The organism is Pseudomonas sp. W22_MBD1_FP4 (genome assembly GCF_052113765.1).
Lineage (GTDB): Bacteria > Pseudomonadota > Gammaproteobacteria > Pseudomonadales > Pseudomonadaceae > Aquipseudomonas > Aquipseudomonas sivasensis.
The window spans coordinates 164,958-191,088 of the sequence record NZ_JBGQOI010000007.1; the positions used below are offsets into that span (position 1 = coordinate 164,958).

27 protein-coding genes and 2 pseudogenes are annotated in these 26,131 nt (G+C 61.2%); 16 read left to right on the top strand and 13 right to left on the bottom strand.

The window, feature by feature from the left end; genetic code table 11:
• The first annotated feature begins 146 nt into the window (after nt 1-146).
• The 10 genes from ccmA to ACEN2T_RS11830 all read left to right on the top strand — a co-directional run bounded on the left by ccmA (nt 147) and on the right by ACEN2T_RS11830 (nt 7,506).
• A complete protein-coding gene (gene ccmA, locus ACEN2T_RS11785; RefSeq protein WP_122765337.1) occupies nt 147-782 on the top strand; it encodes a cytochrome c biogenesis heme-transporting ATPase CcmA in 636 nt (211 codons plus the stop codon).
• Complete coding sequence (ccmB, locus tag ACEN2T_RS11790) at nt 779-1,447, top strand: heme exporter protein CcmB (protein WP_003189951.1); 669 nt, start codon at nt 779-781, stop codon at nt 1,445-1,447. The genes ccmA and ccmB overlap by 4 nt, the downstream gene beginning before the upstream one ends.
• 91 nt (nt 1,448-1,538) lie before the next feature.
• Nucleotides 1,539-2,294 carry a heme ABC transporter permease gene (locus ACEN2T_RS11795; RefSeq protein ID WP_032889098.1) on the top strand — a complete coding sequence of 252 codons (756 nt, stop codon included), beginning with the start codon at nt 1,539-1,541 and terminating at the stop codon, nt 2,292-2,294.
• Nucleotides 2,291-2,467 carry a heme exporter protein CcmD gene (gene ccmD / locus ACEN2T_RS11800; RefSeq protein ID WP_003172771.1) on the top strand — a complete coding sequence of 59 codons (177 nt, stop codon included), beginning with the start codon at nt 2,291-2,293 and terminating at the stop codon, nt 2,465-2,467. Before ACEN2T_RS11795 ends, ccmD begins: the two co-directional genes overlap by 4 nt.
• On the top strand, nt 2,464-2,919 hold the full coding sequence (gene ccmE, locus ACEN2T_RS11805; RefSeq protein WP_032889100.1) for a cytochrome c maturation protein CcmE: 456 nt from the start codon (nt 2,464-2,466) through the stop codon (nt 2,917-2,919). Before ccmD ends, ccmE begins: the two co-directional genes overlap by 4 nt.
• 3 nt (nt 2,920-2,922) lie before the next feature.
• A complete protein-coding gene (locus ACEN2T_RS11810) occupies nt 2,923-4,911 on the top strand; it encodes a heme lyase CcmF/NrfE family subunit (RefSeq protein WP_442116781.1) in 1,989 nt (662 codons plus the stop codon).
• Entirely contained in the window at nt 4,908-5,444 is a 537-nt protein-coding gene (locus ACEN2T_RS11815) for a DsbE family thiol:disulfide interchange protein (RefSeq protein WP_032889103.1), read from the top strand. The genes ACEN2T_RS11810 and ACEN2T_RS11815 overlap by 4 nt, the downstream gene beginning before the upstream one ends.
• The gene (locus ACEN2T_RS11820) at nt 5,441-5,914 is read left to right on the top strand and encodes a cytochrome c-type biogenesis protein (protein WP_032889105.1); all 474 of its coding nucleotides are present in this window, start codon (nt 5,441-5,443) and stop codon (nt 5,912-5,914) included. The genes ACEN2T_RS11815 and ACEN2T_RS11820 overlap by 4 nt, the downstream gene beginning before the upstream one ends.
• The gene (gene ccmI / locus ACEN2T_RS11825; protein WP_032889107.1) at nt 5,907-7,091 is read left to right on the top strand and encodes a c-type cytochrome biogenesis protein CcmI; all 1,185 of its coding nucleotides are present in this window, start codon (nt 5,907-5,909) and stop codon (nt 7,089-7,091) included. The genes ACEN2T_RS11820 and ccmI overlap by 8 nt, the downstream gene beginning before the upstream one ends.
• A gap of 16 nt (nt 7,092-7,107) precedes the next feature.
• Nucleotides 7,108-7,506: a hypothetical protein gene (locus ACEN2T_RS11830; protein ID WP_032889109.1), complete on the top strand. Its 399-nt coding sequence runs from the start codon at nt 7,108-7,110 to the stop codon at nt 7,504-7,506.
• Between the two features lie 209 nt (nt 7,507-7,715).
• Here the strand turns inward: ACEN2T_RS11830 and ACEN2T_RS11835 are convergent, their stop codons facing one another.
• Entirely contained in the window at nt 7,716-8,699 is a 984-nt protein-coding gene (locus ACEN2T_RS11835; RefSeq protein ID WP_442116782.1) for a hypothetical protein, read from the bottom strand.
• Between the two features lie 95 nt (nt 8,700-8,794).
• On the opposite strand from ACEN2T_RS11835, the pseudogene ACEN2T_RS11840 reads away from it, so the two are divergent.
• Both ACEN2T_RS11840 and phnN read left to right on the top strand, forming a co-directional pair.
• Nucleotides 8,795-8,941: pseudogene (locus ACEN2T_RS11840) on the top strand (alpha-D-ribose 1-methylphosphonate 5-triphosphate diphosphatase); the annotation flags it as partial.
• An 84-nt stretch (nt 8,942-9,025) separates the two neighbouring features.
• Nucleotides 9,026-9,598, top strand: a complete 573-nt coding sequence (gene phnN, locus ACEN2T_RS11845; protein ID WP_099601475.1) for a phosphonate metabolism protein/1,5-bisphosphokinase (PRPP-forming) PhnN — start codon at nt 9,026-9,028, stop codon at nt 9,596-9,598.
• Nucleotides 9,599-9,633: 35 nt separating this feature from the next.
• On the opposite strand, the gene ACEN2T_RS11850 is transcribed toward phnN, so the two are convergent.
• Nucleotides 9,634-10,329, bottom strand: a complete 696-nt coding sequence (locus ACEN2T_RS11850; protein ID WP_099601476.1) for an ArsR/SmtB family transcription factor — start codon at nt 10,327-10,329, stop codon at nt 9,634-9,636.
• Nucleotides 10,330-10,403: 74 nt separating this feature from the next.
• Between ACEN2T_RS11850 and ACEN2T_RS11855 the strand changes: the two genes are divergently transcribed.
• The gene (locus ACEN2T_RS11855; RefSeq protein WP_442116783.1) at nt 10,404-11,528 is read left to right on the top strand and encodes a cytochrome P450; all 1,125 of its coding nucleotides are present in this window, start codon (nt 10,404-10,406) and stop codon (nt 11,526-11,528) included.
• 107 nt (nt 11,529-11,635) lie between these two features.
• A pseudogene (locus ACEN2T_RS11860) lies at nt 11,636-12,085 on the top strand (type II toxin-antitoxin system HicB family antitoxin).
• Here the strand turns inward: ACEN2T_RS11860 and ACEN2T_RS11865 are convergent.
• The 9 genes from ACEN2T_RS11865 to gcl all read right to left on the bottom strand — a co-directional run bounded on the left by ACEN2T_RS11865 (nt 12,082) and on the right by gcl (nt 22,972).
• Nucleotides 12,082-13,278, bottom strand: coding sequence for an MFS transporter (locus ACEN2T_RS11865; protein ID WP_081797774.1), 1,197 nt, complete (start codon nt 13,276-13,278; stop codon nt 12,082-12,084). The pseudogene ACEN2T_RS11860 and the gene ACEN2T_RS11865 sit on opposite strands and share 4 nt — an antisense overlap.
• A 275-nt stretch (nt 13,279-13,553) precedes the next feature.
• Nucleotides 13,554-14,558 (bottom strand): sulfate ABC transporter substrate-binding protein, encoded by a 1,005-nt coding sequence (locus ACEN2T_RS11870; RefSeq protein WP_032889121.1) that lies wholly within the window; start codon nt 14,556-14,558, stop codon nt 13,554-13,556.
• A gap of 96 nt (nt 14,559-14,654) precedes the next feature.
• Nucleotides 14,655-15,479 carry an ion transporter gene (locus ACEN2T_RS11875; protein ID WP_032889122.1) on the bottom strand — a complete coding sequence of 275 codons (825 nt, stop codon included), beginning with the start codon at nt 15,477-15,479 and terminating at the stop codon, nt 14,655-14,657.
• A gap of 31 nt (nt 15,480-15,510) precedes the next feature.
• Nucleotides 15,511-16,386 (bottom strand): urea transporter, encoded by an 876-nt coding sequence (locus ACEN2T_RS11880; RefSeq protein WP_122765344.1) that lies wholly within the window; start codon nt 16,384-16,386, stop codon nt 15,511-15,513.
• A gap of 137 nt (nt 16,387-16,523) precedes the next feature.
• Nucleotides 16,524-17,939, bottom strand: a complete 1,416-nt coding sequence (gene pyk / locus ACEN2T_RS11885; RefSeq protein WP_095184248.1) for a pyruvate kinase — start codon at nt 17,937-17,939, stop codon at nt 16,524-16,526.
• The gene (locus ACEN2T_RS11890; RefSeq protein ID WP_442116784.1) at nt 17,929-19,209 is read right to left on the bottom strand and encodes a glycerate kinase type-2 family protein; all 1,281 of its coding nucleotides are present in this window, start codon (nt 19,207-19,209) and stop codon (nt 17,929-17,931) included. The genes pyk and ACEN2T_RS11890 overlap by 11 nt, the downstream gene beginning before the upstream one ends.
• Before the next feature lie 177 nt (nt 19,210-19,386).
• A complete protein-coding gene (locus tag ACEN2T_RS11895) occupies nt 19,387-20,277 on the bottom strand; it encodes a 2-hydroxy-3-oxopropionate reductase (protein WP_442116785.1) in 891 nt (296 codons plus the stop codon).
• Nucleotides 20,278-20,403: 126 nt separating this feature from the next.
• The gene (gene hyi / locus ACEN2T_RS11900; RefSeq protein WP_442116786.1) at nt 20,404-21,186 is read right to left on the bottom strand and encodes a hydroxypyruvate isomerase; all 783 of its coding nucleotides are present in this window, start codon (nt 21,184-21,186) and stop codon (nt 20,404-20,406) included.
• 10 nt (nt 21,187-21,196) lie between these two features.
• Nucleotides 21,197-22,972, bottom strand: coding sequence for a glyoxylate carboligase (gcl, locus tag ACEN2T_RS11905; protein WP_032889133.1), 1,776 nt, complete (start codon nt 22,970-22,972; stop codon nt 21,197-21,199).
• Nucleotides 22,973-23,227: 255 nt separating this feature from the next.
• Between gcl and ACEN2T_RS11910 the strand changes: the two genes are divergently transcribed.
• Nucleotides 23,228-23,668, top strand: a complete 441-nt coding sequence (locus ACEN2T_RS11910) for a GlcG/HbpS family heme-binding protein (RefSeq protein WP_032889135.1) — start codon at nt 23,228-23,230, stop codon at nt 23,666-23,668.
• A gap of 118 nt (nt 23,669-23,786) precedes the next feature.
• Here ACEN2T_RS11910 and ACEN2T_RS11915 read toward each other — a convergent pair whose 3' ends face one another.
• Nucleotides 23,787-24,392: a TetR/AcrR family transcriptional regulator gene (locus ACEN2T_RS11915; protein ID WP_122680100.1), complete on the bottom strand. Its 606-nt coding sequence runs from the start codon at nt 24,390-24,392 to the stop codon at nt 23,787-23,789.
• Between the two features lie 133 nt (nt 24,393-24,525).
• Between ACEN2T_RS11915 and ACEN2T_RS11920 the strand changes: the two genes are divergently transcribed.
• Nucleotides 24,526-25,446, top strand: coding sequence for a DUF808 domain-containing protein (locus tag ACEN2T_RS11920; protein WP_032889139.1), 921 nt, complete (start codon nt 24,526-24,528; stop codon nt 25,444-25,446).
• A 64-nt stretch (nt 25,447-25,510) separates the two neighbouring features.
• Here the strand turns inward: ACEN2T_RS11920 and ACEN2T_RS11925 are convergent, their stop codons facing one another.
• Nucleotides 25,511-26,026 carry a hypothetical protein gene (locus ACEN2T_RS11925; RefSeq protein ID WP_050442854.1) on the bottom strand — a complete coding sequence of 172 codons (516 nt, stop codon included), beginning with the start codon at nt 26,024-26,026 and terminating at the stop codon, nt 25,511-25,513.
• Between the last annotated feature and the right edge of the window lie 105 nt (nt 26,027-26,131).

Sequence of the window (26,131 nt, forward strand, 5' to 3'; positions counted from 1 at the left end):
TAATGCCGCCCGTCTGCAAAGAGAGCGCTAAAAACCTCACAACTATTTGATCCAGCTCTCTAAAATCGGTCGCCAAAGCCGTTATTGTGCTTCTTTCTATAACGGCCGCTGCACCGCCGACTTGAACCGTAAAGGCCCGCGATCTCTTGACCAGCCCTCTTCTTGAAGCCGTAGCGCTCTCCTGTGAACGCGACTTGCGCCTGCTGTTCGAGCACCTCGACCTGCGTGTGGCGGGTGGCGATATGGTGCAGATCAGCGGTCCCAACGGCAGCGGCAAAACCAGTTTGCTGCGCCTGCTGGCCGGGTTGATGCAACCCACGGCCGGTGAAGTGCGGCTTAACGGCAAGCCCCTCAACGAACAGCGCACCGAGCTTGCACGCAACTTGATCTGGATCGGCCACGCGGCCGGCATCAAGGACGTGCTCACTGCCGAAGAAAACCTCAGCTGGCTCAGCGCCCTGCACCATCCTGCTTCCCGCGATGCCATCTGGCAGGCCCTGGCCGCTGTGGGCCTCAAGGGTTTCGAAGACGTTCCCTGTCACACCCTGTCCGCCGGCCAACAGCGCCGCGTGGCCCTGGCGCGCCTGTACCTGCCGGGCCCGCCACTGTGGATTCTCGACGAACCCTTCACCGCCCTCGACAAACAAGGCGTCGCCCAGTTGGAAGAGCACCTGGCGCTGCATTGCGAGCAGGGCGGAACCGTCTTGCTCACCACCCACCACACCCTGGCGCGCATGCCCGCCGGTTACCGCGACCTTGATCTGGGCCGGTGGTCGGCATGAGTGTCTTCGCCCTGCTGGTCGCCCGCGAAGCACGGCTGTTGTGCCGTCGCCCGGCTGAATTGGCCAACCCGCTGGTGTTCTTTGCCATCGTGATTGCGCTGTTCCCGCTGGCGGTCGGCCCCGAGACTAAACTGTTGCAAACCTTGTCGCCGGGGCTGGTGTGGGTCGCGGCCCTTTTGTCTGTCCTGCTCTCGCTGGACGGGCTGTTTCGCAGTGATTTCGAAGACGGTTCCCTGGAACAGTGGGTCCTTTCGTCGCACCCTCTGCCACTTCTGGTACTGGCCAAGGTGCTGGCACACTGGGCTTTTTCCGGCCTCGCGCTAGTCTTGCTCTCGCCGCTGTTGGCGATGATGCTGGGCTTGCCCGTCGAATGCCTGCCGGTGTTGCTTTTGTCCTTGTTACTCGGCACGCCAGTGCTCAGCCTGTTGGGGGCCGTGGGCGCAGCGTTGACCGTCGGTTTGAAGCGTGGTGGCCTGCTACTGGCCCTGTTGATTCTGCCGTTGTATATCCCGGTACTGATCCTTGGCAGCGGCGCTTTGCAGGCCGCGCTCATGGGCATGCCGGCGACCGGTTACCTCCTGTGGCTTGGTAGCCTGACCGCCCTGGCGGTAACCCTGACACCCTTTGCTATAGCCGCCGGCCTGAAGATCAGCGTCGGCGAATAATGAGGTCTGACCCAGCGACATTGTCAGCTCTTCAACATAAGAAAGACCCTACGTTTCTCGCAATGACGAGAAGCAACCGTGAGAAACAGCAATGAACTGGACCTGGTTTCACAAGCTCGGCTCGCCCAAATGGTTCTACGGCATCAGTGGCAAACTGCTGCCTTGGTTCAGCATCGCCGCCGTGTTGCTGATCGGCATCGGCCTGGTCTGGGGCCTGGCCTTCGCGCCGCCGGACTACCAGCAAGGCAACAGCTTTCGCATCATCTATATCCACGTACCCGCCGCGATGCTGGCCCAGTCCTGTTACGTGATGCTCGCGGTGTGCGGCGTTGTCGGCCTGGTGTGGAAGATGAAGTTGGCCGACGTTGCCCTGCAATGCGCCGCGCCCATCGGCGCGTGGATGACCGCCGTGGCGCTGGTCACCGGCGCGATCTGGGGCAAACCCACCTGGGGCTCGTGGTGGGTGTGGGATGCGCGACTAACGTCCATGCTGATCCTGCTGTTCCTGTACTTCGGTCTGATTGCCCTGGGCAACGCGATCAGTAATCGTGACAGCGCCGCCAAGGCCTGCGCGGTGCTGGCCATTGTCGGCGTGATCAACATCCCGATCATCAAATACTCGGTGGAGTGGTGGAACACCCTGCACCAGGGCGCCACCTTCACCCTCACCGAAAAACCGGCGATGCCCGTGGAAATGTGGGCACCGCTGCTGTTGATGGTGCTGGGCTTCTACTGTTTCTTCGGTGCCGTGCTGCTGATGCGCATGCGCCTCGAAGTGCTCAAGCGTGAAGCCCGCGCCAGTTGGGTCAAGGCCGAAGTGCAAAGCAGCCTGGGAGCGCGCGGATGAGTTTTGCTTCTTTCAGTGATTTTCTCGCCATGGGCCACCACGGCCTCTATGTCTGGACGGCCTATGGCATCTGCCTGGCGGTGCTGGCCCTCAACGTCGCCGCGCCGATCCTGGCCCGCAAGCGTTACCTGCAACAAGAGGCGCGTCGTCTGCGCCGGGAGACCGAAAAGTGAATCCGCTGCGTAGAAAACGTCTGATGATCATCCTCGCCATCATGGCCGGCGTCGGCATTGCCGTGGCCCTGGCCTTGAGCGCGCTGCAACAGAACATCAACCTGTTCTACACCCCGACCCAGATCGCCAATGGCGAAGCACCGGTTGATACCCGCATCCGCGCCGGTGGCATGGTGGAGAAGGGCTCGTTGAAACGTTCCGGCGATTCCCTCGATGTGACCTTCGTGGTTACCGACTTCAATAAGGCCGTGACCATCACCTACCGTGGCATCCTCCCGGACCTGTTCCGCGAAGGCCAGGGCATCGTCGCCCTGGGCAAACTCAACGCTGACGGCGTGGTGGTGGCCGATGAAGTGCTGGCCAAGCACGACGAAAAATACATGCCGCCGGAAGTCACCAAGGCGTTGAAAGAAAGCGGCCAATCGGCACCAACCCCAGCGAAGGAGGGCTAAGTGATGACGTCCGCACTGTTTATCCCCGAGTTGGGCCAATTGGCGATGATCCTCGCCTTGTGCTTCGCCATTGTGCAGGCCGTGGTGCCGTTGCTCGGTGCCTGGCGCGGCGACCGCCTTTGGATGAGCCTGGCGCAGCCGGCCGCCTGGGGGCAGTTTGCCTTTCTGCTGTTCGCGTTTGGCTGCCTGACCTACGCCTTTATGACCGACGACTTTTCCGTCGCTTATGTCGCCAATAACTCCAACACCGCGCTGCCTTGGTACTACAAGTTCAGCGCCGTGTGGGGCGCCCACGAAGGTTCGTTGCTGCTGTGGGCGTTGATCCTCGGCGGCTGGACCTTCGCTGTATCGGTGTTCTCGCGCCAATTGCCGCAAGTGATGCTGGCGCGGGTGCTGGCGGTGATGGGCATGATCAGCATTGGTTTTTTGCTGTTCCTGATCATGACCTCCAACCCTTTCAGCCGCATCCTGCCGCAGATTCCATCGGATGGGCATGACCTCAACCCCTTGCTGCAAGACATTGGCCTGATCGTGCACCCGCCGATGCTCTACATGGGTTACGTCGGTTTCTCCGTGGCGTTCGCCTTCGCCATCGCCGCCTTGCTTGGCGGGCGTCTGGATGCCGCGTGGGCGCGCTGGTCGCGGCCATGGACCATCGTCGCCTGGGCGTTCCTGGGTATCGGCATCACCCTCGGCTCGTGGTGGGCCTACTACGAACTCGGCTGGGGCGGCTGGTGGTTCTGGGACCCGGTGGAAAACGCCTCGTTCATGCCATGGCTGGTGGGTACCGCACTGATTCACTCGTTGGCCGTCACCGAAAAGCGCGGCGTGTTCAAGAGCTGGACCGTGTTGCTGGCCATCGCGGCATTTTCCCTCAGCCTGCTGGGCACATTCCTCGTGCGTTCGGGTGTGTTGACCTCGGTGCACGCCTTTGCGTCCGACCCTGAGCGCGGCGTGTTCATCCTGATCTTCCTGCTGTTTGTGGTTGGCGGCTCCCTGACCCTGTTCGCCCTGCGCGCGCCGGTGGTCAAAAGCCAGGTCGGCTTCAATCTGTGGTCGCGGGAAACCCTGCTGCTGGGCAATAACCTGGTGCTGGTGGTGGGCGCGTCGATGATCCTGCTCGGCACCCTGTACCCGCTGGTGTTGGATGCCCTGAGCGGCGCCAAACTGTCCGTCGGCCCGCCGTACTTCAACGCGTTGTTCATCCCGTTGATGGGTCTGTTGATGGTGGTGATGGCGGTTGGCATGCTGGTGCGCTGGAAGGACACCCCGGTCAAATGGCTGGTCGGCATGTTGATGCCGGTGCTGCTCGGCAGCGTGGCCCTGGCCGTGGTCGCCGGGATTGCCTATGGCGACTTCAACTGGGCGGTGCTCGCCACCTTCCTGCTCGCCGCCTGGGTATTGCTGGCCGGTGTGCGCGACATCTTCGACAAGACCCGCCACAAAGGCCTGGTCAAAGGCCTTCCGACGCTGACCCGCAGCTACTGGGGCATGCAGATCGCCCACATCGGCATCGCCGTGTGTGCGCTGGGCGTGGTGCTGTCCAGCCAGAACAGCGCCGAGCGCGATCTGCGTCTGGCGCCGGGCGAGTCCATGGACCTTGCTGGGTACCAGTTCATCTTCGAGGGCGCCAAGCACTTTGAAGGGCCGAATTTCACGTCGGACAAAGGCACCGTGCGGGTAGTCCGCAACGGTAAGGAAATCGCCGTATTGCACCCCGAAAAACGCCTGTACACCGTGCAGAGCTCGATGATGACCGAAGCCGGTATCGACGCGGGTTTCACCCGTGACCTCTATGTGGCACTGGGCGAACCGTTGGGCGAGGGCGCCTGGGCAGTGCGCGTGCATGTGAAACCGTTTGTGCGTTGGATCTGGTTCGGCGGTTTGCTCACTGGGTTTGGCGGTTTGCTGGCCGCGCTGGACCGGCGTTATCGGGTCAAGGTCAAGAGCCGAGTGCGTGAAGCCTTGGGTATGCAAGGAGCGGCGGTATGAAGCGTTGGTTGATGGTGTTGCCGCTGGCGTTGTTCCTGGTGGTGGCGGTGTTCCTGTATCGCGGCCTCTACCTGGATCCGGCAGAGTTGCCTTCTGCGATGATCGGCAAGCCTTTCCCCGAGTTCTCGCTGTCGAACGTGCAAGGAGACAAGACGCTGACCCGTGCCGACTTGCTGGGCAAACCGGCACTGGTCAACGTATGGGGCACATGGTGCATTTCCTGCCGCGTGGAACACCCGGTGCTGAACAAGTTGGCTGAGAAGGGCGTGGTGATCTACGGCATCAACTACAAGGACGACAATGCGGCGGCCTTGAAGTGGCTGGCCGAGTTCCATAACCCGTACCAACTGGACATCCGTGATGAAGACGGCAATCTCGGGCTCAACCTCGGCGTTTACGGCGCCCCGGAAACCTTCTTCATTGATGCCAAGGGTGTGATCCGCGACAAATACGTCGGTGTGATCGACGAGGTGGTCTGGCGCGAGCAACTGGCTGCCAAGTACCAGGCGCTGGTCGATGAGGCCAAGCCATGAAGCGTCTGTTAGTCGCTGCCGTGCTGGCACTGGGTTTGGCGGGTGTGGCCCATGCCGCCATCGACACGTACGAATTCGCCAAGGACGGTGACCGCGAGCGTTTCCGCGAACTGACCAAGGAACTGCGCTGCCCCAAGTGTCAGAACCAGGACATCGCCGACTCCAACGCTCCCATCGCCGCCGACCTGCGCAAAGAGATCTTCCGCATGCTGGGAGAGGGCAAGGACAACCAGCAGATCATCGACTTCATGGTCGATCGCTACGGTGATTTCGTGCGCTACAAACCGGCCCTCACCGGCAAGACCGCGCTGCTCTGGTTCGGCCCTGCAGGGCTGTTATTGGCCGGCGTGGTGGTGATGGCGGTGATCGTGCGCCGTCGCCGCGCAGCGCCGACCGATGGTTCCGACGCGCTGTCCCCCGAAGAGCGTAAACGCCTCGACCAATTGCTGGACACCAAGACTGATGATTGATTTCTGGCTCGCAGCCGGCTTGCTGCTTCTGATTGCCCTGAGTTTCCTGTTGATCCCTGTGTTGCGCGGCCGCCGTGCCCAGCGCGAAGAGGATCGCACCGCGCTGAACGTGGCGCTGTATCAAGAACGCGTCGCCGAGTTGCAAGTGCAGCAGGACGAAGGCGTGCTCAACGCCGCGCAACTCGACACCGGTCGCGCCGAAGCCGCCCGCGAACTGCTGGCGGATACCGAGGGTGTGGAAAAACCCCGCGAATCGCGCCTGGGCAAACCGCTGCCATTGCTCGCCGCCGTCCTCGTCCCCGTCCTTGGCTTGGGCCTGTACATGCACTTTGGTGCCAGCGACAAGGTCGAGCTGACCCGCGAATTCTCACAGCCACCGGTGTCCATGGAAGACATGACCCACCGCCTGGAACGCGCGGCTGCGGCCCAACCGGATTCGGCCGAAGGCCTGTACTTCCTCGGTCGCGCCTATATGGCCCAAGACCGCTCCGCAGACGCCGCGAAAGTGTTCGAGCGCACCGTGGCCCTGGCCGGGCGCCAGCCGGAGCTGCTGGGGCAGTGGGCCCAGGCGCAGTACTTTGCCGACAACAAACAGTGGTCGCCCAAGGTGCAGGCGCTCACTGATGAAGCCTTGAAGCTGGACCCGAAGGAAGTCACCAGCCTGGGCTTGCTGGGCATTGCGGCATTTGAAGGCAAGCGTTATCAAGAGGCCATCGACTACTGGACCCGTCTGTTGGCCCAACTGCCACCGGAAGATAATTCCCGTGCTGCCCTGCAAGGCGGCATCGACCGGGCCGCGCAAAGTCTGAAGGAGAGCGGAGGCAGCGTCGCCCAAAAGGCTGTGATGAAGGTACGTGTGGACCTGTCCGCCGACGTGAAGGCCAAGGCCTTGCCAACCGACAGCGTGTTCATCTTCGCCCGCGCCGTCAGTGGCCCGCCGGCACCTCTGGCGGTCAAACGCGTCACCGTCGCCGAATTGCCTGTTACCGTCGAACTGGGTGACGCCGATGCAATGATGCCGCAATTGAAACTGTCCAACTTCCCCGAAGTCCAACTGGTTGCGCGCATATCCCGGGCCGGTCAACCAACCACTGGCGAGTGGATCGGCCGCAGCCAACCCCTGGCCAGCAGCACCACTGCGCTGCAACAGCTGACCATCGACAGTCCGGACAAGTAATTTTGAGGAAACGCCTATGACGACCGCATTCGCACGCATCACCTTGCTCAGCCTGGTACTGGGCCTGAGCGCCTGTGCGGTCCATCGGCCACCACCTGGCCCGACCGGCCCGACTATCCCGCCGTCAGGCCCCTCGACTCAGCCGAGCACCAAGCCTTCCGGCCCGGTCACCCCGCCACCGAAGCCTGTGCCCACTAAATCGCCGACCTTCGCCCCACCACCGGGCGCCGCCAGCCATTGGGACGGCAAGATGCAGGTGTACGTGCTTGATGACCAACCGGACACGTTCTACCGCCAGCGCACCTACTACCGCTGGAGCAACGGCTGGAGCCGCTCCATCAGCCCCAATGGGCCGTGGGAAGACACCAACGTGCAAGGTGTGCCGCCGGGGTTGAGCAAGCAGTACGCGCAATGACAAAAGGCGACCTTCGGGTCGCCTTTTTCACGCCTGTGAATTCCATCCTTCCAGGCACTGAAGTTCAAATACGGGAGGGGACTTGCTCCCGATAGCGCCAGGTCAGTCGCTGATTAGCTGAGTGTGGCATCGCCATCGGGGGCAAGCCCCCTCCCACAGTGGATCTCCTCAGCCCTCAGGCCACGGAGGCGCCGTTACCATGCCGCTTCTCATATGTTCATCAGTTTCGCCGCAATGGCATTCCAGCCAGCCGGTTCATGGATCATGGTCAAGTAGTCATGGCCCGCGAAGAACTGCCCCTGAAACGTGTGTTTAGCCATGATCTCCTTGATGATCATCGTGGCAGGGCCCAAGCCGGTATTGCCGGTTCGGGCATCGAGTGCACGACCTCGCACTTGAGTGGTGATTGCGGCGCCGAGCATCATCTTTCTTTGTTCAAGCTGCTTGATCTGATCTGCTCGGGATAAGCCGGCGAGGCTGGCTTGCGGCATATCGCCGACGTTGGGGTTCTGTTCAAGAAAGGCCGCCCACTGCAACTCCATCGCCGCCACCTTGCACAGGGCGGCGTAACGGTCGCTGACCATCAGCCTGGCCAGTTCAAGTTGGAAGCTGACCATGATGAGCGGGATTTTCCCGACCAGGCCGATGCCGGTAAATGAAAGCAAGGTCGAGGTGGTCGAGATGGCCATTTCTGTGCCTCGAAATGCGAGCTTCTTGAACTTTACCTCGATGGCCAGTTGCAGCCATTTAATCGCATCACTGATTTGTTCATCACCAGCGGCGAAGGGTTGATAAGCCGCCAGCATTTTTGACAGCCGACGCAGATGTATCGCCGTAGAGGTCGTGGCAGAAGCATGCCTGGCCGCATAGAAGGGCGCGGGAATAGGCGAGATCGCCGGGCTTATCGCCGCCACTCCCACCCCGGTTGCGCCAACACCCAAGCTTTTGTATTTGCGGTGTGAAAGCATCTTTTGGGTTTTGGGCGAGGGTCCGCAATTGCCGTTTTTGACAAAGTACGGGTTGAGTTTCAACCCGCTTTTTTCGCAGACCTTCATATAACTTCTGGCGGCGCCTATGGTTGTGATGATGGGGTGAAGGCCAGCCAGTCCGGAAAGAAGGCTAAAGAATATGTCTTCTTTTGACTGTTCTGTTTGAGCGGTTTCACGTACTTGCGCTGCGATTGAGTCGGGCACTTTTTCGTCTCCGTTGAGGGGAGAAGGGATAGGAGCCTGTACCGTAGATAAGCACCGTAGTGCTGGCTGTAGGATTGTTCGGGGAGGCATCACTCGTCTTTGTGGTGGCGCCGAACCTGATGCGCGGCGGGTCGCACTCGGGTAATGTGGCCGCCGCCGGCCTGGCTGCCGAAGGATTGCTGGATATACTTTTCAGTGATCGCTATCCGCCCAGCCTGTTGCAGGCGGCATTTGTACGGGCCAGCGGGCCGAGCTGATGCAAGCCAGGCGCCGCGAATGGCTTCCTGTGGTGCATAAGTCTGGCGACAAGCGAAGAGGGTGTGTTGATGGCGGGCAGGTTGATCTATCTCATCGGGCCATCGGGTTCGGGCAAGGACAGCCTGCTGGATGCCGCCCGTCCGCAGTTGGCCGAGCGCGGCTGCCGCATCGTGCGGCGCGTCATCACCCGTTCGGCGGAGGCCGTGGGCGAGGCGGCGCACGGTGTGAGCGCGGAGCAGTTTGCGGTGATGCGTACCGAGGGGGCGTTTGCCCTCAGTTGGCAGGCCAACGGCTTGTCCTATGGCATTCCACGGGAAATCGACGATTGGCTGGCGGCGGGGGATGACGTTCTGGTCAACGGCTCGCGTGCACACCTGGCTCAGGCCCACGCGCGTTATCCGCAGATGCTGGTGCTATTGCTGACCGTGGATCAAGGCGTGTTACGCCAGCGCTTGATCGCGCGGGGACGAGAGTTGCCGGCCGACATCGAGGAGCGCTTGGCGCGCAATGCGCGGTTTACTCAAGAGCTGATCGCCGGCAGTGGTTCAGGGTTGTTTGTGCTGGATAACTCCGGCCCCTTGGATCACACGGTCGAGCGCCTGCTGCACTGCCTGGATGCTGGGCATTCGGTATGCGCCTGATCCTGCTACGTATCGGCGAGTTTGGCTGGTGATCTTCATGGCTCGCAGATCGTTGTTCCAAATCGGGCCTTGAGCGCTTTGCGGCCCTTTGGCGTCACACTCAGTGCGCGGCTATCCAGGTCCTGTGTTACCCATTCACGGCGAACAGCATTTTGCAAAAGCGCCGCGCCCAAAGCACCCGCCAGGTGCGGGCGGCGCATGCTCCAGTCCAGGCAGGCGCAGGCGAATCGCCGTCGTTGCGTGCGCAGCGCCGCCACATCAATCCCAAGTTCAACCATCGCCTTGTCGCCGTGTGCGCTGAGTTGGTAGCTGTCGTTCCCGGTCAACCAGCCGGCCTCAATGAAATGGTCGTGCAGCGTGACCGCCAACGTACCCGCCATGTGGTCGTAGCAGGTGCGCGCAAACTGCAGACGCGTGGGCGTGCTCGGCACAAACGCCTTGGCGCTGTTGCGGCTGATCACCATCAACCCTTCAATCGCCTGGGCCACCGACGGACCGGCGAGGCTGTAGTACCGGTGACGCCCCTGCGTGTGCAACGTGATCAAGCCGTCGTCCTTGAGCCGGGCCAAGTGCGCGCTGGCGGTTGAGGTGCTGACCTCGGCAATCACCGCCATTTCGGTACTGGTACGCGCATGCCCATCCATCAGCGCGCAGAGCATTTTCGTGCGCGCAGGTTCTGCAATTGCGCCGGCGACCTGTGAGAGTGCGGCGTCGTCGTCCTGGCCATTCATATTTCGTTCCTGAGCGAATCGTTACCGGGTGAGGTGGCTGATAGTAGCGGTTCTTCGTGAACAGGACGTCCTGAATGACACCGCTTGAAGCCGCTACCCACGCTGACCCTTATGACTATTACTCACGCCTGAGACGTACTGGCGGGTTGCTGTTCGACGCTGAACTTGGGCTGTGGGTCGCCAGTACTGCCGAGGTGGTTGCGGCTGTTCTGGCTCACCCGGATTGTCGAGTACGCCCGCATCACGAGCCGGTGCCCGCTGCGATTGCGCAAGGCGCGGCAGGCCAGGTATTTGCCCGCTTGATGCGGATGAATGAAGGGACGGCCCATCGATGCCCGCGAGCAGCAGTCGAACCGGCATTGGCTGACGTAGGCGTCGGGACCGTCGCGGAGGTGGTTGGCAGCCTTATCGACCGCGTGGATAACCTGGAGGCGTTGATGTTCACCTTGCCGGTCTCGGCGGTTGCGGCGTTGCTGGGTTTTCCAACTGGGCAGACAGCAGCGGTTGCCGAGCTGACACGGGATTTCGTCGCCTGCCTCTCGCCGCTGAGCAACGAGGCCCAACGGCGTCACGCCGACATCGGAGCGTCGCAGTTGACGCAAATGTTCGGCGACGTACTTGAAGCTTCGGCGTTGATGACGCACATCCGCACAGGCGACTGGATGGACACTGACGTGTTGACCGCGAACCTGATCGGGCTGCTGTCACAGACCTGCGAAGCCACGGCCGGCCTGATAGGTAACACATTGGTGATGCTCGCCCGGCAGCCTGATCTGCTGGAGCAGGTTCAGCACGCGCCCGCCCAGGTCATGGCGCTGGTTGAAGAAGTGGCGCGCTTCGATTCCCCAGTGCAGAACACTCGGCGGTTTGTTGCCGATCGGTGTGTCATCGGTAACCGCGTGCTGGAGGCCGGGGATACCCTTCTGGTGGTGCTGGCGTCCGCCAATCGTGACCCTGCGGCAAACCCGATGCCCGATAGTTTTGTGCTTGAACGCCCGCAGCGGCGCAGCTTCAGCTTTGGTTTCGGCGCTCATCAATGTCCTGGCCAGCGGCTGGCGTTGATCATTGCGTCCCAAACCATCCTTGCTCTGCTCCGTCGCCAGCCTGCCTTGCTGGCGGGTGCGGGGTCATTCGGTTACTGGCCGTCGCTTAACGGGCGGATTCCGAGGTTTCACTCGGCAGCGCTCAACATTCGGTAAAACCACCGCCAGTCAGGCTGAGAGGTTCTGTGCTTGAGCAAAGAAAACTCTAGGGTTGTTTTTGTTCAGGCCAAGCCAAGGAGACTGGGGTGTAAAGCAGGTGATTGATCAAGGAGCTGCAACAGGCTGGATGGGTACTGGATCGCGTCACGGGCAGTCATCATATTTTTATCGAATGGAGCGATGACTTTACCGCTACCGGCATTCAAATCCCCGATATTCCAGGCGCTGTCACCGCCGGGGACAGCTTTGAAGAGGCTTGCAACGCTGCCGTGTAAGTCGCGCACATCCTGCTGCAGGAGATCGCTGCAGAGGGCGGGACGATTCCGATGCCAACGTCAGTCGCGAACCATCGCGCTCATGAGGACTACGCGGGGATGGGCTGGGGGCTGCTGGCGTTGGACAGCTCGCCTTATCTGGGCAAGACCGAGAAGGTCAATGCGACCTTGCCCGGTTATGTCATCCAGCGAATCGACCGTTATGTGCGTGAGCACAAGGTCAAAAGCCGCTCGTCATTTCTGGCGGACGCGGCTCTGAAGAAGTTGGTGCGCTCTTAAGCGGTTGCGACCGCCACCCGCCGGGACGCACTCAGGAACCGCAACAACGCCACCAGCGGGAATGCGCTGCCGACCAGCATCACCCCGAGCCAGCCGCCGTGTTCATACACGCTGCTGGCAATCGCTGAGCCAAAGGCGCCGCCGATGAAGATGCTGGTCATGTACAGCGCGTTCAAACGGCTGCGGCTGTTGGCGTCGAGGGCGTAGATGGCGCGTTGGCCCAGGACCATGTTCATCTGCACGCAGAAGTCCAGGACCACACCGGTTACCGCCAGGCCGATCACGCTGTACAGCGGGTGCACGAAAGCCGGCAGGAAGCTCAGCGCGGCGAACAGCATCGCCAGCAACGAAGCGCGGTGAGTATGACCGGCATCCGCCAGGCGCCCGGCGATGGGCGCGGCGATGGCGCCCAAGGCACCGACCAGGGCGAAGAGGGCGATTTCGCTCTGGCTCAGGCCGTGATTACGCGCCAGCTCCAGTGGCGCGGCGGTCCAGAACAGGCTGAAGGTGGCAAACATGCAGCCCTGGTAAAACGCGCGCTGGCGCAACACTGGCTGGCGACGCAACAAGGTGCCCAGCGAACCCAGCAATTGGCCATATGTGGCGCTGTGGTCGGGTTGGCGCTTGGGGATGGTCAGCATCAGCACCACGCTGATAAACGCCATCAACCCCGCCGCCGCCATGAACATCGCACGCCAGCCGAAGTGGTCCGCCACCACGCTGGAGACCGGCCGTGCCAGCAGGATGCCCAGCAACAAACCGCCCATGATGCTACCGACCACACGGCCACGGGACTCGGCAGGCGCCAGGTGCGCGGCCAGCGGGATCAGGATCTGCACCGATACTGAACTGAATCCGATCAGCAGCGACACCAGCAGGAATAGGTTCGGCTGTGCGGTGAACGCTGCGCCCAGTAGGCTGGCGATGGCCACCACGGTGGTGAGGATCATCAGCTTGCGGTTTTCCAGCAGGTCGCCCAACGGCACCAGGAAGAAGAGTCCCAGGGCATAACCGATTTGCGTCAGGGACACGATCAGGCTGGCCATGGCCGGCGTAAGGCCGATGTCCGGGGCGATCAGTTCAATGATCGGTTGCGCGTAGTAAATGTTGGCAACGATGGCGCCGCAGCAGAACGCAAACAGCATCACCATCCCGCGGGTCATGGTGCTTGTAGTGTGGGGAGTAGCGTTCATGGTGTTCTCATAAAAGCGGAGGAAGATGGCGAGCGAGAGTAAAGCCAAGGCGTACGCACGAGTAGGGCGCTCGTGGTGATATCACTTATGCTGGCTGATGATACATTCAGAAACAACTAAGGTGGTGTGACACTACCGATGCAACGGCCATACAGAAAGCCAAAATGTGGGAGGGGGCTTGCCCCCGATGGCGGAGTGTCAGTCACTGGGTGTAGTGGCTGACACGCTGCTATCGGGAGCAAGCCCCCTCCCACATTTTTTACCGCGTTTCTTAGTTATTGACCGGAGTAGATCTGGTCGAAGATGCCACCGTCATTGAAGTGGGTCTTCTGTACGGTGCGCCAGTCACCAAAGGTTTTCTCCACCGACAGGAAGTCGACTTTCGGGAAGCGGTCGGTGTACTTGGCCAGTACTTTTGGATCACGCGGGCGCAGGTAGTTGTTGGCGGCGATTTCCTGGCCTTCCGGCGACCACAGGTACTTCAGGTAGTCTTCGGCGGCCACGCGGGTGCCTTTCTTCTCGACCACTTTGTCGACAACCGACACCGGCGGCTCGGCTTCAGCGGAAACGCTTGGGTAGATCACTTCAAACTGATCACGGCCGAATTCACGGGCGATCATTTCGGCTTCGTTCTCAAAGGTCACCAGCACGTCGCCGATCTGGTTGGTCATGAACGTGGTGGTCGCTGCACGGCCACCGGTGTCGAGCACAGGCGCTTGCTTGAACAGCTTGCCGACGAAGGTTTTCGCCTTTTCTTCATCGCCGCCGTTCTTGAGCACATAACCCCAGGCCGACAGGTAGGTGTAGCGGCCGTTACCCGAGGTTTTCGGGTTAGGCACGATCACTTGCACGCCATCCTTGAGCAGGTCCGGCCAGTCTTTCAGCGCCTTGGGGTTGCCCTTGCGCACGATGAACACGGTGGCGGAGGTGAACGGCGCGCTGTTGTTGGGCAGGCGCGTGACCCAGTTGTCTGGCACCAGTTTGCCGTTGTCGGCAAGGGCGTTGATGTCGGTGGCCATGTTCATGGTGATCACGTCAGCTGGCAGACCGTCGATCACCGAACGCGCTTGTTTGCTGGAACCGCCGAAGGACATTTGCAGGGTCAGCTTGTCGTTCGGGTGCTCGGCTTCCCAATGCTTCTGGAAGGCGGCGTTGTAGTCCTTGTAGAAATCGCGCATTACGTCATAGGAGACGTTGAGCAGTGTGACCGGTGCGGCGTGCACGGCGCCCGCCAGGGCAAGACCGGCGGCCAGGAGAGAGGCGCTAACGAGTTTTTTCACTGCTCATTCCTTGTTGTTCGGGAGAAGGGGTAAGGCCATTTGCCAGCGACTATAGCCGGGGCGCCATAGTCGCTTAAAGATTAAAAAGAACTTTGCTTATTCCACTTTCTTGAAAAGATTGCTGCCGCAGCGCGAGCAGAACGCCGCATTCGGCTCGTGGCTGTTTTTCTTGCACACCGGGCAGTCGGTTTGCAGCTGTTCACCGCGCATGGCACTGGCCAGCTCGGCGGTAAAAATGCCCGTGGGCACGGCGATGATCGAGTAACCGGTGATCATCACCAGTGACGAAATCACTTGGCCCAGCGGCGTCTTCGGCACGATATCGCCAAAGCCCACGGTGGTCAGGGTGACGATGGCCCAATAGATGCCTTTGGGAATGCTGGTAAACCCGTGTTCCGGGCCTTCGATCACGTACATCAAGGTGCCGAACACCGTCACCAGGGTGCATACGCTCACCAAGAACACCACGATCTTCTGCTTGCTGCCGCGCAACGCCGCCATCAGGTAGTTGGCTTGCTTGAGGTACGGGCTGAGCTTGAGCACGCGGAAAATCCGCAGCATGCGGATGATGCGGATGATCAGCAGGTACTGCGCATCGCTGTAATACAGCGCAAGGATGCCGGGCACGATGGCGAGCAAATCCACCAGCCCGTAAAAACTGAAGGCATAGCGCAACGGCTTGGGCGAGCAGTACAGGCGCAGCCCGTACTCGATCAGGAAGATGACGGTGAAGCCCCACTCGATATACGCCAGCACATTGGCGTAGTTCTGGTGGATCTGGTCGATGCTGTCGAGCATCACGATCACCAGGCTGGCGAGGATGATCAGCAACAAGATGCCGTCAAAGCGCCGCCCGGCGACGGTGTCGCTCTGAAAAACCATGACGTAGAGCCGCTGGCGCCAGTCGTTGTTGCTGTCCATAAATCCCGCCCGAATCGAAGATCGAGCAAGCCTAGGGGGATTCGAAGGGGCTGTCCATGCGCGGTTTCTGCACGATTCGGCGACCGGCGCGTACCAGCCAGCAGGCGAGGATAAACGGCGCGGTGAGCGCGGGCAGGTGCAGGGCGGCAAAGCCCGGTGTCAGAAGGATCGCCAGCAGGATGCCGAGCAGCGGCAGCCAGGCTTGGCGACGCGCTTGGCTCAGTGCCAGGGCCGCGAGGGCCGGGTTGTAGCTGTGCAGGCCGAGGAGGGCGCCGGTGCTGTCCTCCAGCATGACGCCGATCAGCACGCCGGCGCTGGCGCCGATCAAGGCCCAGATGGCCGCGCGTCGGTTGGCGAGCCACAGGCCAAGGGCAATCAAGACGCCGGCCACGGGCTGATCCAGCAGCATGATTTGCGCCAGGCCAGTGAAGGGCGCGCTGAACAAAGCCAGGGCGTCCGGTGCGCCCAGGGCGAAGGTGTTTGGCGCCGCAGTGCCCAGCAGCAGCCAACCCAGCATGACAAACGGCGCGGTGTAGGCAGGCAAGTCATCCGGTTGCGTCGCGTGCTTGAGCCATTGCCGCGTGAGAATCGCACTCAAGCCGCCACACGCCAGGATCAGCGGCGGCAACAAGGCAGACCACGCGAAATGCTCGCTGATCAACAAGCCCAGCAACACGCCGTTGTAGCTATATAAGCCAGCTTGGCGTTCAGCTTTGGGATAACCCCGGCGCTGGGCCGTGAGTAACCCGGCCACGCCACCCAGCAGTGCACCGCCGAGCAAGGCCGGAGCGCCGATCAGGATGGCCAGTAGGCACAGCAAGCCGCACAGCGGCTGGCGTTGCAGGAAGATTTGGCTGAAGCCGTTGAGCAGCGCTTCGGCCCAGTCGGGGCAGGTCTGGTTGTGCATGATGGGGATTCAGTGAGACTGAGTTGTCCCCATCGAGGGCCAGCCCCCTCCCACACTTGATTGGGTTCACACCGTTAGATGTGTGAATGCAGTCCAATGTGGGAGGGGGCTTGCCCCCGATGGGGCCTCTACAGGCGCTAGATCAGCGTCTCTATACGCAAAGAGTTGGTCGACCCCGGCTGCCCGAACGGCACCCCCGCCGTAATCACCAACGTATCCCCGCGCTGCGCCATGCCCTGAGCCTGGGCAATCTCCAGTGCCGTGGAACACACCTCATCCACCTGGCGCAGCCGATCATTCACCACCGAGTGCACGCCCCACGCCACGCTCAGCCGTCGCGCCGTGGACAGGTTCGGCGTGAGGTTAAGGATCGGCGCCACGGGCCGTTCCCGTGCAGCGCGCAGGCTGGAGCTGCCGGATTCGCTGTAGTTCACCAGCACCGCCACCGGCAGGATGCTGCTGATACGACGGATCGCGCAGCTGATGGCGTCCGACACGGTGGCATCGGCTTTGGGCCGGCTGACGTCCAGTTGCGCCTGGTAATCCGGACCGTTTTCCACTTGGCGGATGATCTTGCTCATCATCTGCACGGCTTCCAGCGGGTACTCACCCGATGCGGTTTCTGCCGACAGCATCACCGCATCCGCGCCCTCGGCCACGGCGTTGGCCACATCGGTGACTTCGGCACGGGTGGGCGCCGGTGAGAAACGCATGGATTCGAGCATCTGCGTGGCGACCACCACCGGTTTACCCAACTGACGGCAGGTGCTGATGATGTCCTTCTGGATCTGCGGCACGCTCTCGGCCGGTACTTCCACACCCAGGTCGCCTCTGGCCACCATGATCGCGTCGCTCAGTTCGGCGATTTCCCGCAGGCGCTGGACGGCCGACGGCTTCTCGATCTTGGCCATCAGGAAGGCTTTGTCACCGATCAGCTCGCGGGCTTCGCGGATGTCTTCCGGGCGTTGCACGAACGACAACGCCACCCAGTCCACGCCCAGCTCCAGGCCGAAGCTCAGGTCGCGGCGGTCCTTGGCGGTCAGAGGGCTCAGTTCCAACAGCGCTTGTGGCACGTTCACGCCCTTGCGGTCGGAAAGCTCACCGCCATTGAGCACGGTGGTATCAATGGCATCGGTGTGCTTGGTGATCACCCGCAGGCGCAGCTTGCCGTCGTCCAGTAGCAGGTCCATGCCCGGCTCCAGCGCTGCAATGATTTCCGGGTGGGGCAGGTTGACCCGGCGTTGGTCGCCCGGGGTCTCATCCAGGTCCAGGCGCAGGGCCTGGCCGCGCACCAATTGCACCTTGCCTTCGGCGAAACGCCCGACTCGCAGCTTCGGCCCTTGCAGGTCCATCAGGATGCCCAGCGGGTAGTTGAGCTGGCGCTCCACCTGGCGAATCCATTGGTAGCGCTGGGCGTGATCGGCGTGGTCACCGTGGCTGAAGTTGAGGCGGAAGATATTCACCCCGGCTTCTACCAGCTCGAGGATGTCATCGATCCCGTCGGTGGCCGGGCCCAGGGTGGCGAGGATCTTGACCTTCTTGTCAGGCGTCATGGGCAGTGCTCTCAAGGATCAGGATGGCGCGGAAGTCGTTGACGTTGGTGCGGGTTGGCTCGGTGACGATCAAGTCGTCGAGCGCCGCGAAAAAGCCGTAGCCGTTGTTGTTATCCAACTCATCGCTGGCGCTCAGGCCCAAGGCTTCGGCGCGGCGGTAGCTGCAAGGCGTCATGATTGCGCCGGCGTTGTCTTCCGAACCGTCGATGCCGTCGGTGTCGCCGGCCAGTGCGTACACGCCGGGCAGGCCTTTGAGGCTGTCGGTCAGGCTCAGCAGAAATTCCGCATTGCGCCCGCCCCGGCCATTGCCGCGCACCGTGACGGTGGTTTCACCGCCGGACAGGATCACGCACGGCGCTGCCAACGGTTGGCCGTGCTGCACGATCTGCCGGGCAATGCCCGCATGCACTTTGGCCACGTCCCGCGCTTCACCTTCCAGATCGCCGAGGATCAGCGGGCTGAAACCGGCCTGGCGTACTTTTACGGCCACGGCTTCCAGGCATTGCTGGGGGCGGGCGATCAATTGGAAGTGGCTGCGGGCGAGGATCGGATCGCCGGGTTTGACGGTTTCCGAGGCCGGGTTTTGCAGCCAGCTGCGCACGGAGGCGGGTGCGTCGATCCCGTAACGCTTGAGAATCGCCAGGGCTTGTTGCGAGGTGCTCGGGTCGCCGACGGTAGGGCCGGAGGCAATCACCGTGGCCTGGTCGCCCGGCACGTCGGAGATGGCGTAGGTGTACACCGTTGCCGGCCATGCGGCCTTGGCCAACCGACCGCCTTTGATTGCCGAGAGGTGCTTGCGCACGCAGTTCATCTCGCCAATGGTCGCGCCGGATTTAAGCAACGCCTTGTTGATGGTTTGTTTGTCCGCCAGGGTGATGCCTTCGGCGGGCAGGGCCAGCAATGCAGAGCCGCCGCCAGAGAGCAGGAAGATCACGCGGTCTTCTTCGCCGAGGTTGCTGATCAACTCCAGCACGCGCTTGGCCACGGCCAGGCCGGCAGCATCGGGGACGGGGTGGGCGGCTTCAACCACTTCGATTTTTTTGCACGGTGCGCCATGGCCGTAGCGGGTGACCACCAGGCCAGTGACCTCGCCGTGCCAGCAGTTCTCGACGACGAGTGCCATGGCGGCGGCGGCTTTGCCGGCGCCGATCACGATCACGCGGCCGGTGCGGTCGGCGGGCAGAAAGGGTTCAAGGACTTGCCGGGGGTGGGCGGCGTCGATGGCTGTGGCAAACAGCTCGCGAAGCAGGTGTTGCGGATCGACCGACATAAGCGGGCTCCCGGGGATTTTTGTTATTAGAGGTGCAGCAATTTCAGATTTGGAATGCGATCAAGTGTGGGAGGGGGCTTGCCCCCCGATAGCGGTGTGTCAGACGTAGATGATTGGGCTGAAACACTGTCCTCAGGGGCAAGCCCCTCCCACATTCAAGGTGTTTCCACTGGCGGGTTACTTATCGCGAATCGAGAAATTCGCCATATGCTCCAGCCCCTTGATCAGCGCCGAGTGATCCCAGTTGCCGCCACCAATTGCCGTGCACGTACTGAACACCTGCTGGGTACCGGCAGTGTTCGGCAGGTTGATCCCCAACTCCTTGGCTCCGGCCAGGGCCAGGTTAAGGTCTTTCTGGTGCAGGTTGATGCGGAAGCCAGGATCGAAGGTGCCCTTGATCATGCGTTCGCCGTGCACTTCCAGAATCTTCGACGAGGCAAATCCACCCATCAGTGCTTCACGCACCTTGGCCGGGTCGGCGCCGTTTTTCGAGGCGAACAGCAGCGCTTCGGCCACCGCCTGGATGTTCAGCGCAACGATGATCTGATTGGCCACTTTGGCCGTCTGGCCATCGCCATTGCCGCCGACCAGCGTGATGTTCTTGCCCATGCTCTGGAACAGCGGCAGGGCACGTTCGAAGGTCTGGGGCTCGCCGCCGACCATGATGCTCAGGGTGCCGGCCTTGGCGCCGACCTCACCGCCGGACACCGGTGCATCGAGGTACTGTGCACCGGTCTCGTTGATTTTCGCTGCGAATGCCTTGGTGGCAGTGGGCGAGATCGAACTCATGTCGATCACAACCTTGTTCGGCGACAAGCCAGCGGCGACGCCGTCGGCGCGGAACAGCACGTCATCGACCTGCGGGGTGTCGGGCACCATGACGATGATGAATTCGGCTTCCTGGGTGACTTGCTGCGGATTGGCCAGGGCCACTGCGCCGGCGTTGATCAGCTCGGCCGGCGCCTTGCCGTGGTGCTCGGAAAGAAACAGTTGGTGACCTGCTTTCTGAAGGTTCGCGGCCATGGGTTGGCCCATGATGCCGGTGCCGATAAATCCGATTTTAGCCATGGTGAAATCCTCTTCTTATGTGGGAGGGGGCTTGCCCCCGATGGCGGTGTGTCAGGCAAAACATTGCTGACTGACCCGCCGCTATCGGGGGCAAGCCCCCTCCCACAGGGTTTTGTGTGGTGTCTGTCAGATGGCGTTATGGGTTTTAAGCCAACCCAGGCCCGCTTCGGTGGTGGTCAACGGCTTGTACTCACAGCCGACCCAACCCGAGTAGCCAATCCGATCCAGATGCTCGAACAGGAAGCGATAGTTGATCTCGCCCGTGCCCGGCTCATTGCGCCCAGGGTTGTCCGCCAGCTGGATGTGGTTGATCTCATCCAGGTGCGTGGCAATGGTCCGGGCAAGGTCGCCTTCCATGATTTGCATGTGGTAGATGTCGTACTGCAGGAACAGGTTGGCACTGCCCACCTGCTCGCGGATCGACAGGGCTTGCGCTGTGGTGTTCAGGTAGAAGCCGGGGATGTCGCGGGTATTGATCATCTCCATCACCAGCTTGATGCCCGCTGCTTGCAGCTTGTCAGCGGCGTACTTGAGGTTGGCGACGAAGGTTCTTTCCAGGATGTCGTCGTCAACGCCTTGTGGCCGAATGCCCGCCAGGCAGTTGATCTGGGTATTGCCCAGCACTTGGGCGTAAGCGATGGCCAGCTTGACCCCGGCGCGGAATTCCTCGACCCGGTCCGGGTGGCACGCCAGGCCGCGTTCGCCTTTGGCCCAGTCACCGGCTGGCAGGTTGAACAGCACCTGGGTCAGGCCGTTGGCGTCGAGGTGTGCCTTGATGTCAGCCGAGCTGAATTCATACGGGAACAGGTACTCGACACCTTCGAAACCGGCATCGGCGGCCGCTTTGAAACGGGCAAGGAAATCCTGTTCGGTAAACAGCATGGACAGGTTGGCGGCGAAACGCGGCATAAGGTTCTCCTTAATCGAGCAGGGAAATGGCAGTCGGTGCATCGTTGCCGACCAGGGCCAAGTCTTCGAATTCGTTGACGGCGTTGATCTCGGTGCCCATGGAAATATTGGTCACGCGCTCCAGAATGATTTCGACGATCACTGGCACCTTGAACTCTTCGATCATCTCCTGGGCCTTGCGCAGCGCCGGCTGGATCTGGCCTGGCTCGAATACACGCAGGGCCTTGCAACCCAGGCCTTCGGCGACGGCGACGTGGTCCACGCCATATCCATTGAGTTCCGGGGCGTTGAGGTTGTCGAAAGACAGCTGCACGCAGTAGTCCATTTCAAAGCCACGTTGTGCCTGACGGATCAAACCCAGGTAGGAATTGTTCACCACTACATGGATGTACGGCAGCTTGAACTGCGCGCCCACGGCCAGTTCTTCGATCATGAACTGGAAGTCATAGTCGCCGGACAACGCCACCACCTTGCGGCTCGGGTCGGCCTTGACCACGCCGAGTGCGGCGGGAATGGTCCAGCCCAGCGGGCCAGCCTGGCCGCAGTTGATCCAGTGGCGTGGCTTGTAGACGTGCAGGAACTGCGCGCCGGCAATCTGCGACAGGCCGATGGTGCTGACGTAGCAGGTGTCTTTGCCAAACACCTGGTTCATCTCTTCGTACACGCGCTGCGGCTTGACCGGCACGTTGTCGAAGTGAGTCTTGCGGTGCAGGGTGGCTTTGCGCTGCTGGCAGTCATGCAGCCAGGCACTGCGGTCCTTGAGCTTGCCGGCGGCTTTCCACTCGCGGGCCACTTCGATAAACATTGTCAGCGCCGCACCGGCGTCGGAAACGATACCCAGGTCCGGGGTGAAAACACGACCAATCTGGGTCGGCTCAATGTCGACGTGGATGAACTTGCGGCCCTCGGTGTAGACCTCTACCGAACCGGTATGGCGGTTGGCCCAGCGGTTGCCGATGCCCAGCACCACGTCCGACTTGAGCATGGTCGCGTTGCCATAACGGTGGGAGGTTTGCAGCCCGACCATACCCACCATCAGCGGGTGATCATCGGCGATGGTGCCCCAGCCCATCAGGGTTGGAATCACCGGGATACCGGTGAGTTCAGCGAATTCCACCAGCAACTCGCTGGCGTCGGCGTTGATCACGCCACCCCCGCTGACCAGCAACGGACGTTCGGCCGCGTCGAGCAGGGCCAGGGCTTTTTCGACCTGGATGCGTGTTGCCAGTGGTTTGGCCAGGGGCAGTGGCTGATAGGCGTCGATGTCGAATTCGATTTCGGCCATCTGCACGTCGAACGGCAGGTCGATCAGCACTGGGCCTGGTCGGCCGGAGCGCATTTCATAAAAGGCTTTCTGGAACGCGTAGGGCACCTGGCCGGGTTCCAGGACGGTGGTCGCCCACTTGGTCACCGGCTTGACGATGCTGGTGATGTCCACGGCCTGGAAGTCTTCCTTGTGCATCCGTGCACGAGGGGCTTGGCCGGTGATGCACAGGATCGGGATCGAGTCGGCCGAGGCGCTGTAGAGGCCGGTGACCATGTCGGTGCCCGCCGGGCCCGAGGTGCCGATACACACGCCGATATTCCCGGCCTTGGTGCGGGTGTAACCCTCGGCCATGTGCGAGGCGCCTTCAACGTGGCGAGCAAGGACGTGATCGATGCCACCCACCTTCTGCAAGGCTGAGTACAGCGGGTTGATCGCGGCGCCTGGGATGCCGAAGGCGGTGTCCACGCCTTCACGGCGCATGACGAGGACGGCGGCTTCGATTGCTCTCATTTTGCTCATGTTTTGGTGCCTCTTGCGTTTTGTAATTGTATACAAGTGGTTTCTGTTCAAAGTGTATTCACGGCGGGATGCGCAGGTCAATCCATTTTATTGATTGGTCTTTGCGTTCGTCGGAACGGCTTTTTTCGACGTATGGAGCCTTTGTGCGAAAATATTGTATACAAAAACAAATGTCATTGTGTTCTATTTGTTTGATCGAGCATCTGATCAAACAGACCTCCACCGCTTTCCCAATAACAAAAGAAGGACGGCACCATGAGCGCTTTAACCTTGAAGATTGCCACCCAACTGGCCACCCAGGCCCTCACCGCAGGCCGCACGATTTCAGCGGCACCGCTGACCATCGCGGTCCTCGACAGCGGCGGCCACTTGATCACCCTGCAGCGCGAAGATGGCGCCAGCCTGCTGCGCCCGCAAATCGCCATCGGCAAGGCCTGGGGGGCGATTGCGTTGGGCAAGGGCTCGCGCTTGCTGGCACTGGATGCGCAGCAACGACCGGCGTTTATTGCGGCGTTGAATAGCCTGGGGCAGGGCAGCGTCGTGCCGGCACCGGGAGGCGTGTTGATTCGGGATCAGGACGGGGCGGTACTGGGGGCAATCGGTATCAGCGGGGATACGTCGGATATTGATGAGCAGTGTGCGATCACGGCGATCGAGGGGGTGGGGTTGTGGGCGGATGCTGGGGTGTCAGCCTAATCGTCGGTGACTGTCAGGGCCCCATCGGGAGCAAGCCCCCTCGCACAATTTTGACCGCGTTCGCAGTTCACCATGTGGGAGGGGGCTTGCCCCCGATTGGCACCCACACCTCGGTGTATCAGTCGGGTTCACAACCCTTGAGCACCAACCGAATAATGGTCTGCGCCGCCGCTTCGTAATCCGCTTCATCGAGCTTGGCCTTGCCGGTCACTGCCGAAATCTGCCAGTCGAAATCCGCATAGGTCTGCGTCGCCGCCCATATGCTGAACATTAGGTGATTAGGGTCGATCGCCGCAATCAACCCACGATCCACCCAGCTCTGGATGCATTGGATATTGTGCTTGGCCTGGGCGTTGAGCTGTTCGACCTGATCGCTGCTCAGGTGCGGGGCGCCGTGCATGATTTCGCTGGCGAACACCTTGGAGGCAAACGGCAGGTCGCGGGAGATGCGGATTTTCGAGCGGATGTAGTTGCTCAACACTTCTTTGGGCTCGCCGTCCGGATTGAACGGCGTGGAAGCGGCCAGGATCGGCTCAATAATGCTTTCGAGCACCTCGCGGTAGAGGTTGTCCTTGGACTTGAAGTAGTAATAGACGTTGGGCTTGGGCAGGCCGGCCTTGGCGGCAATGTCGCTGGTTTTGGTCGCGGCGAAGCCCTTGTCGGCAAACTCCTCGCTTGCCGCCCGCAGGATTTTTTCTTTGTTGCGCTCGCGAATGGTGCTCATAAACCAGGAGTTTCCTTGCCAATACCGGCGGTTGCGCATGGTAGCACCGGCTATCCGCGGGCCTCAACAATGTGCCCGCAACGCCTTGCGCCGCGTTATGCTCGCGCCATCCCCCCTTACGGAAGTGCGATTCATGGCAGGAAGCAGCTTGTTGGTGTTGATCGATGACATCGCCGCGGTACTCGATGACGTTGCCTTGATGACAAAAATGGCCGCGAAGAAGACCTCCGGCGTGCTGGGTGACGACCTGGCGCTCAACGCCCAGCAGGTTTCCGGTGTGCGCGCCGAGCGTGAAATTCCCGTGGTGTGGGCGGTGGCCAAGGGCTCGTTCGTCAATAAACTGATCCTGGTGCCCACCGCACTGTTGATCAGCGCCTTTGCGCCGTGGGCGGTGACGCCGCTGTTGATGCTCGGCGGCGCCTACCTGTGTTTTGAAGGCTTCGAGAAAGTCGCGCACAAATTCCTTCACAGCAAAGCTGAAGACCAGGCCGAGCACGCGCAGTTGGCCGACGCCGTAGCGGACCCGGCGACCGACCTGGTGGCGTTCGAAAAAGACAAGATCAAAGGCGCGATCCGCACCGACTTCATCCTCTCCGCCGAAATCATCGCCATTACCCTCGGTATTGTGGCTGACGCGCAGTTGACCCAGCAGGTGATCGTGCTGTCGGGCATCGCCATTGTCATGACCATCGGCGTCTATGGGCTGGTGGCCGGTATCGTCAAGCTGGACGACTTGGGTCTGTGGCTCACCCAGAAGCCCGGTCAGGTAGCGCGCAGCATCGGTGGTGGGATCCTGAGTGCGGCGCCATACATGATGAAAAGCCTGTCGGTGATCGGCACGGCTGCGATGTTTATGGTCGGTGGCGGCATCCTCACCCACGGCGTACCGGTGGTGCATCACTGGATTGAATCGGTGAGTCAGAGCGCCGGCGCAATCGCTTGGTTGATGCCGACCTTGCTGAATGCGGTGGCGGGGATTATCGCTGGTGCGCTGGTATTGATGATGGTGTCGCTGGTTCGCAAGGTATGGCAGCGCACTAAACGTCAGGCGTGACGTTCGCAGTCACGCGTGTGTGTTCAGGGCGCTATAAGGGCGTTCGGTCTGATCGTGGTGCCGCTTATCTCGGACCGGGTTGCAGCCCTGGATAGCCTTCTTCCGTGAAGCGTACAAGCATGCTCGCTTCGGAGTTCCAAAGGTGCATCTTGCCGTTGTTCGGAGTTGAAGCGTTGTGCGCTGATGGACTCTTAAAGCCAGTGTCTATGCGGTCGTTGTTGGGCGTCGAAAAGGCATGTGGAGTGCTATCAATGTATTTAAGTACCCGAAGAGCATTGGCTGCGATGTTCGCGCGGTCGTAGGGCGTGAGTTTATGCAACTCATGCTGGGGAACGCCGCCGACTTTGAGGAAAAACGCTTGGAGTTGGGTTTTAGTGAGCACAGAAGGCTTGGTGCTAGTGCCGAAAACCGAAGCAAAAAGCGGATCCTCGTAGAAGTCGTGATGGCTACGATAGTCACCCTCGTCCCGGCCGGTATTTTGGGTCGGCGGCGCGTGCTTTACTTCGTTCTGATGTGTGGAGGTAGTTGTCAGAACCTTGTCCACGTTTGAGTGTGTTACTGAAGCGCTGGATAACAGCATCTGTGTCGGCCTTTAAAATAAAGCGTCTGATGGGATGTTCTTTGGTTGGGGGCGTCTGCTGCTTCAGGCGTTAACTGAACCTGAGAGGCACACTCTTAGTATTGA

Coding starts and splice junctions, on each gene's coding strand:
- ccmB (WP_003189951.1), top strand. CDS start 779: ATGAGTGTCTTCGCCCTGCTGGTCGCCCGCGAAGCACGGCTGTTGTGC.
- ACEN2T_RS11795 (WP_032889098.1), top strand. CDS start 1,539: ATGAACTGGACCTGGTTTCACAAGCTCGGCTCGCCCAAATGGTTCTAC.
- ccmD (WP_003172771.1), top strand. CDS start 2,291: ATGAGTTTTGCTTCTTTCAGTGATTTTCTCGCCATGGGCCACCACGGC.
- ACEN2T_RS11810 (WP_442116781.1), top strand. CDS start 2,923: ATGACGTCCGCACTGTTTATCCCCGAGTTGGGCCAATTGGCGATGATC.
- ACEN2T_RS11815 (WP_032889103.1), top strand. CDS start 4,908: ATGAAGCGTTGGTTGATGGTGTTGCCGCTGGCGTTGTTCCTGGTGGTG.
- ACEN2T_RS11820 (WP_032889105.1), top strand. CDS start 5,441: ATGAAGCGTCTGTTAGTCGCTGCCGTGCTGGCACTGGGTTTGGCGGGT.
- ccmI (WP_032889107.1), top strand. CDS start 5,907: ATGATTGATTTCTGGCTCGCAGCCGGCTTGCTGCTTCTGATTGCCCTG.
- ACEN2T_RS11830 (WP_032889109.1), top strand. CDS start 7,108: ATGACGACCGCATTCGCACGCATCACCTTGCTCAGCCTGGTACTGGGC.
- phnN (WP_099601475.1), top strand. CDS start 9,026: ATGGCGGGCAGGTTGATCTATCTCATCGGGCCATCGGGTTCGGGCAAG.
- ACEN2T_RS11850 (WP_099601476.1), bottom strand. CDS start 10,329: ATGAATGGCCAGGACGACGACGCCGCACTCTCACAGGTCGCCGGCGCA.
- ACEN2T_RS11855 (WP_442116783.1), top strand. CDS start 10,404: ATGACACCGCTTGAAGCCGCTACCCACGCTGACCCTTATGACTATTAC.
- ACEN2T_RS11865 (WP_081797774.1), bottom strand. CDS start 13,278: ATGAACGCTACTCCCCACACTACAAGCACCATGACCCGCGGGATGGTG.
- ACEN2T_RS11875 (WP_032889122.1), bottom strand. CDS start 15,479: ATGGACAGCAACAACGACTGGCGCCAGCGGCTCTACGTCATGGTTTTT.
- ACEN2T_RS11880 (WP_122765344.1), bottom strand. CDS start 16,386: ATGCACAACCAGACCTGCCCCGACTGGGCCGAAGCGCTGCTCAACGGC.
- pyk (WP_095184248.1), bottom strand. CDS start 17,939: ATGACGCCTGACAAGAAGGTCAAGATCCTCGCCACCCTGGGCCCGGCC.
- ACEN2T_RS11890 (WP_442116784.1), bottom strand. CDS start 19,209: ATGTCGGTCGATCCGCAACACCTGCTTCGCGAGCTGTTTGCCACAGCC.
- ACEN2T_RS11895 (WP_442116785.1), bottom strand. CDS start 20,277: ATGGCTAAAATCGGATTTATCGGCACCGGCATCATGGGCCAACCCATG.
- hyi (WP_442116786.1), bottom strand. CDS start 21,186: ATGCCGCGTTTCGCCGCCAACCTGTCCATGCTGTTTACCGAACAGGAT.
- gcl (WP_032889133.1), bottom strand. CDS start 22,972: ATGAGCAAAATGAGAGCAATCGAAGCCGCCGTCCTCGTCATGCGCCGT.
- ACEN2T_RS11910 (WP_032889135.1), top strand. CDS start 23,228: ATGAGCGCTTTAACCTTGAAGATTGCCACCCAACTGGCCACCCAGGCC.
- ACEN2T_RS11915 (WP_122680100.1), bottom strand. CDS start 24,392: ATGAGCACCATTCGCGAGCGCAACAAAGAAAAAATCCTGCGGGCGGCA.
- ACEN2T_RS11920 (WP_032889139.1), top strand. CDS start 24,526: ATGGCAGGAAGCAGCTTGTTGGTGTTGATCGATGACATCGCCGCGGTA.
- ACEN2T_RS11925 (WP_050442854.1), bottom strand. CDS start 26,026: ATGCTGTTATCCAGCGCTTCAGTAACACACTCAAACGTGGACAAGGTT.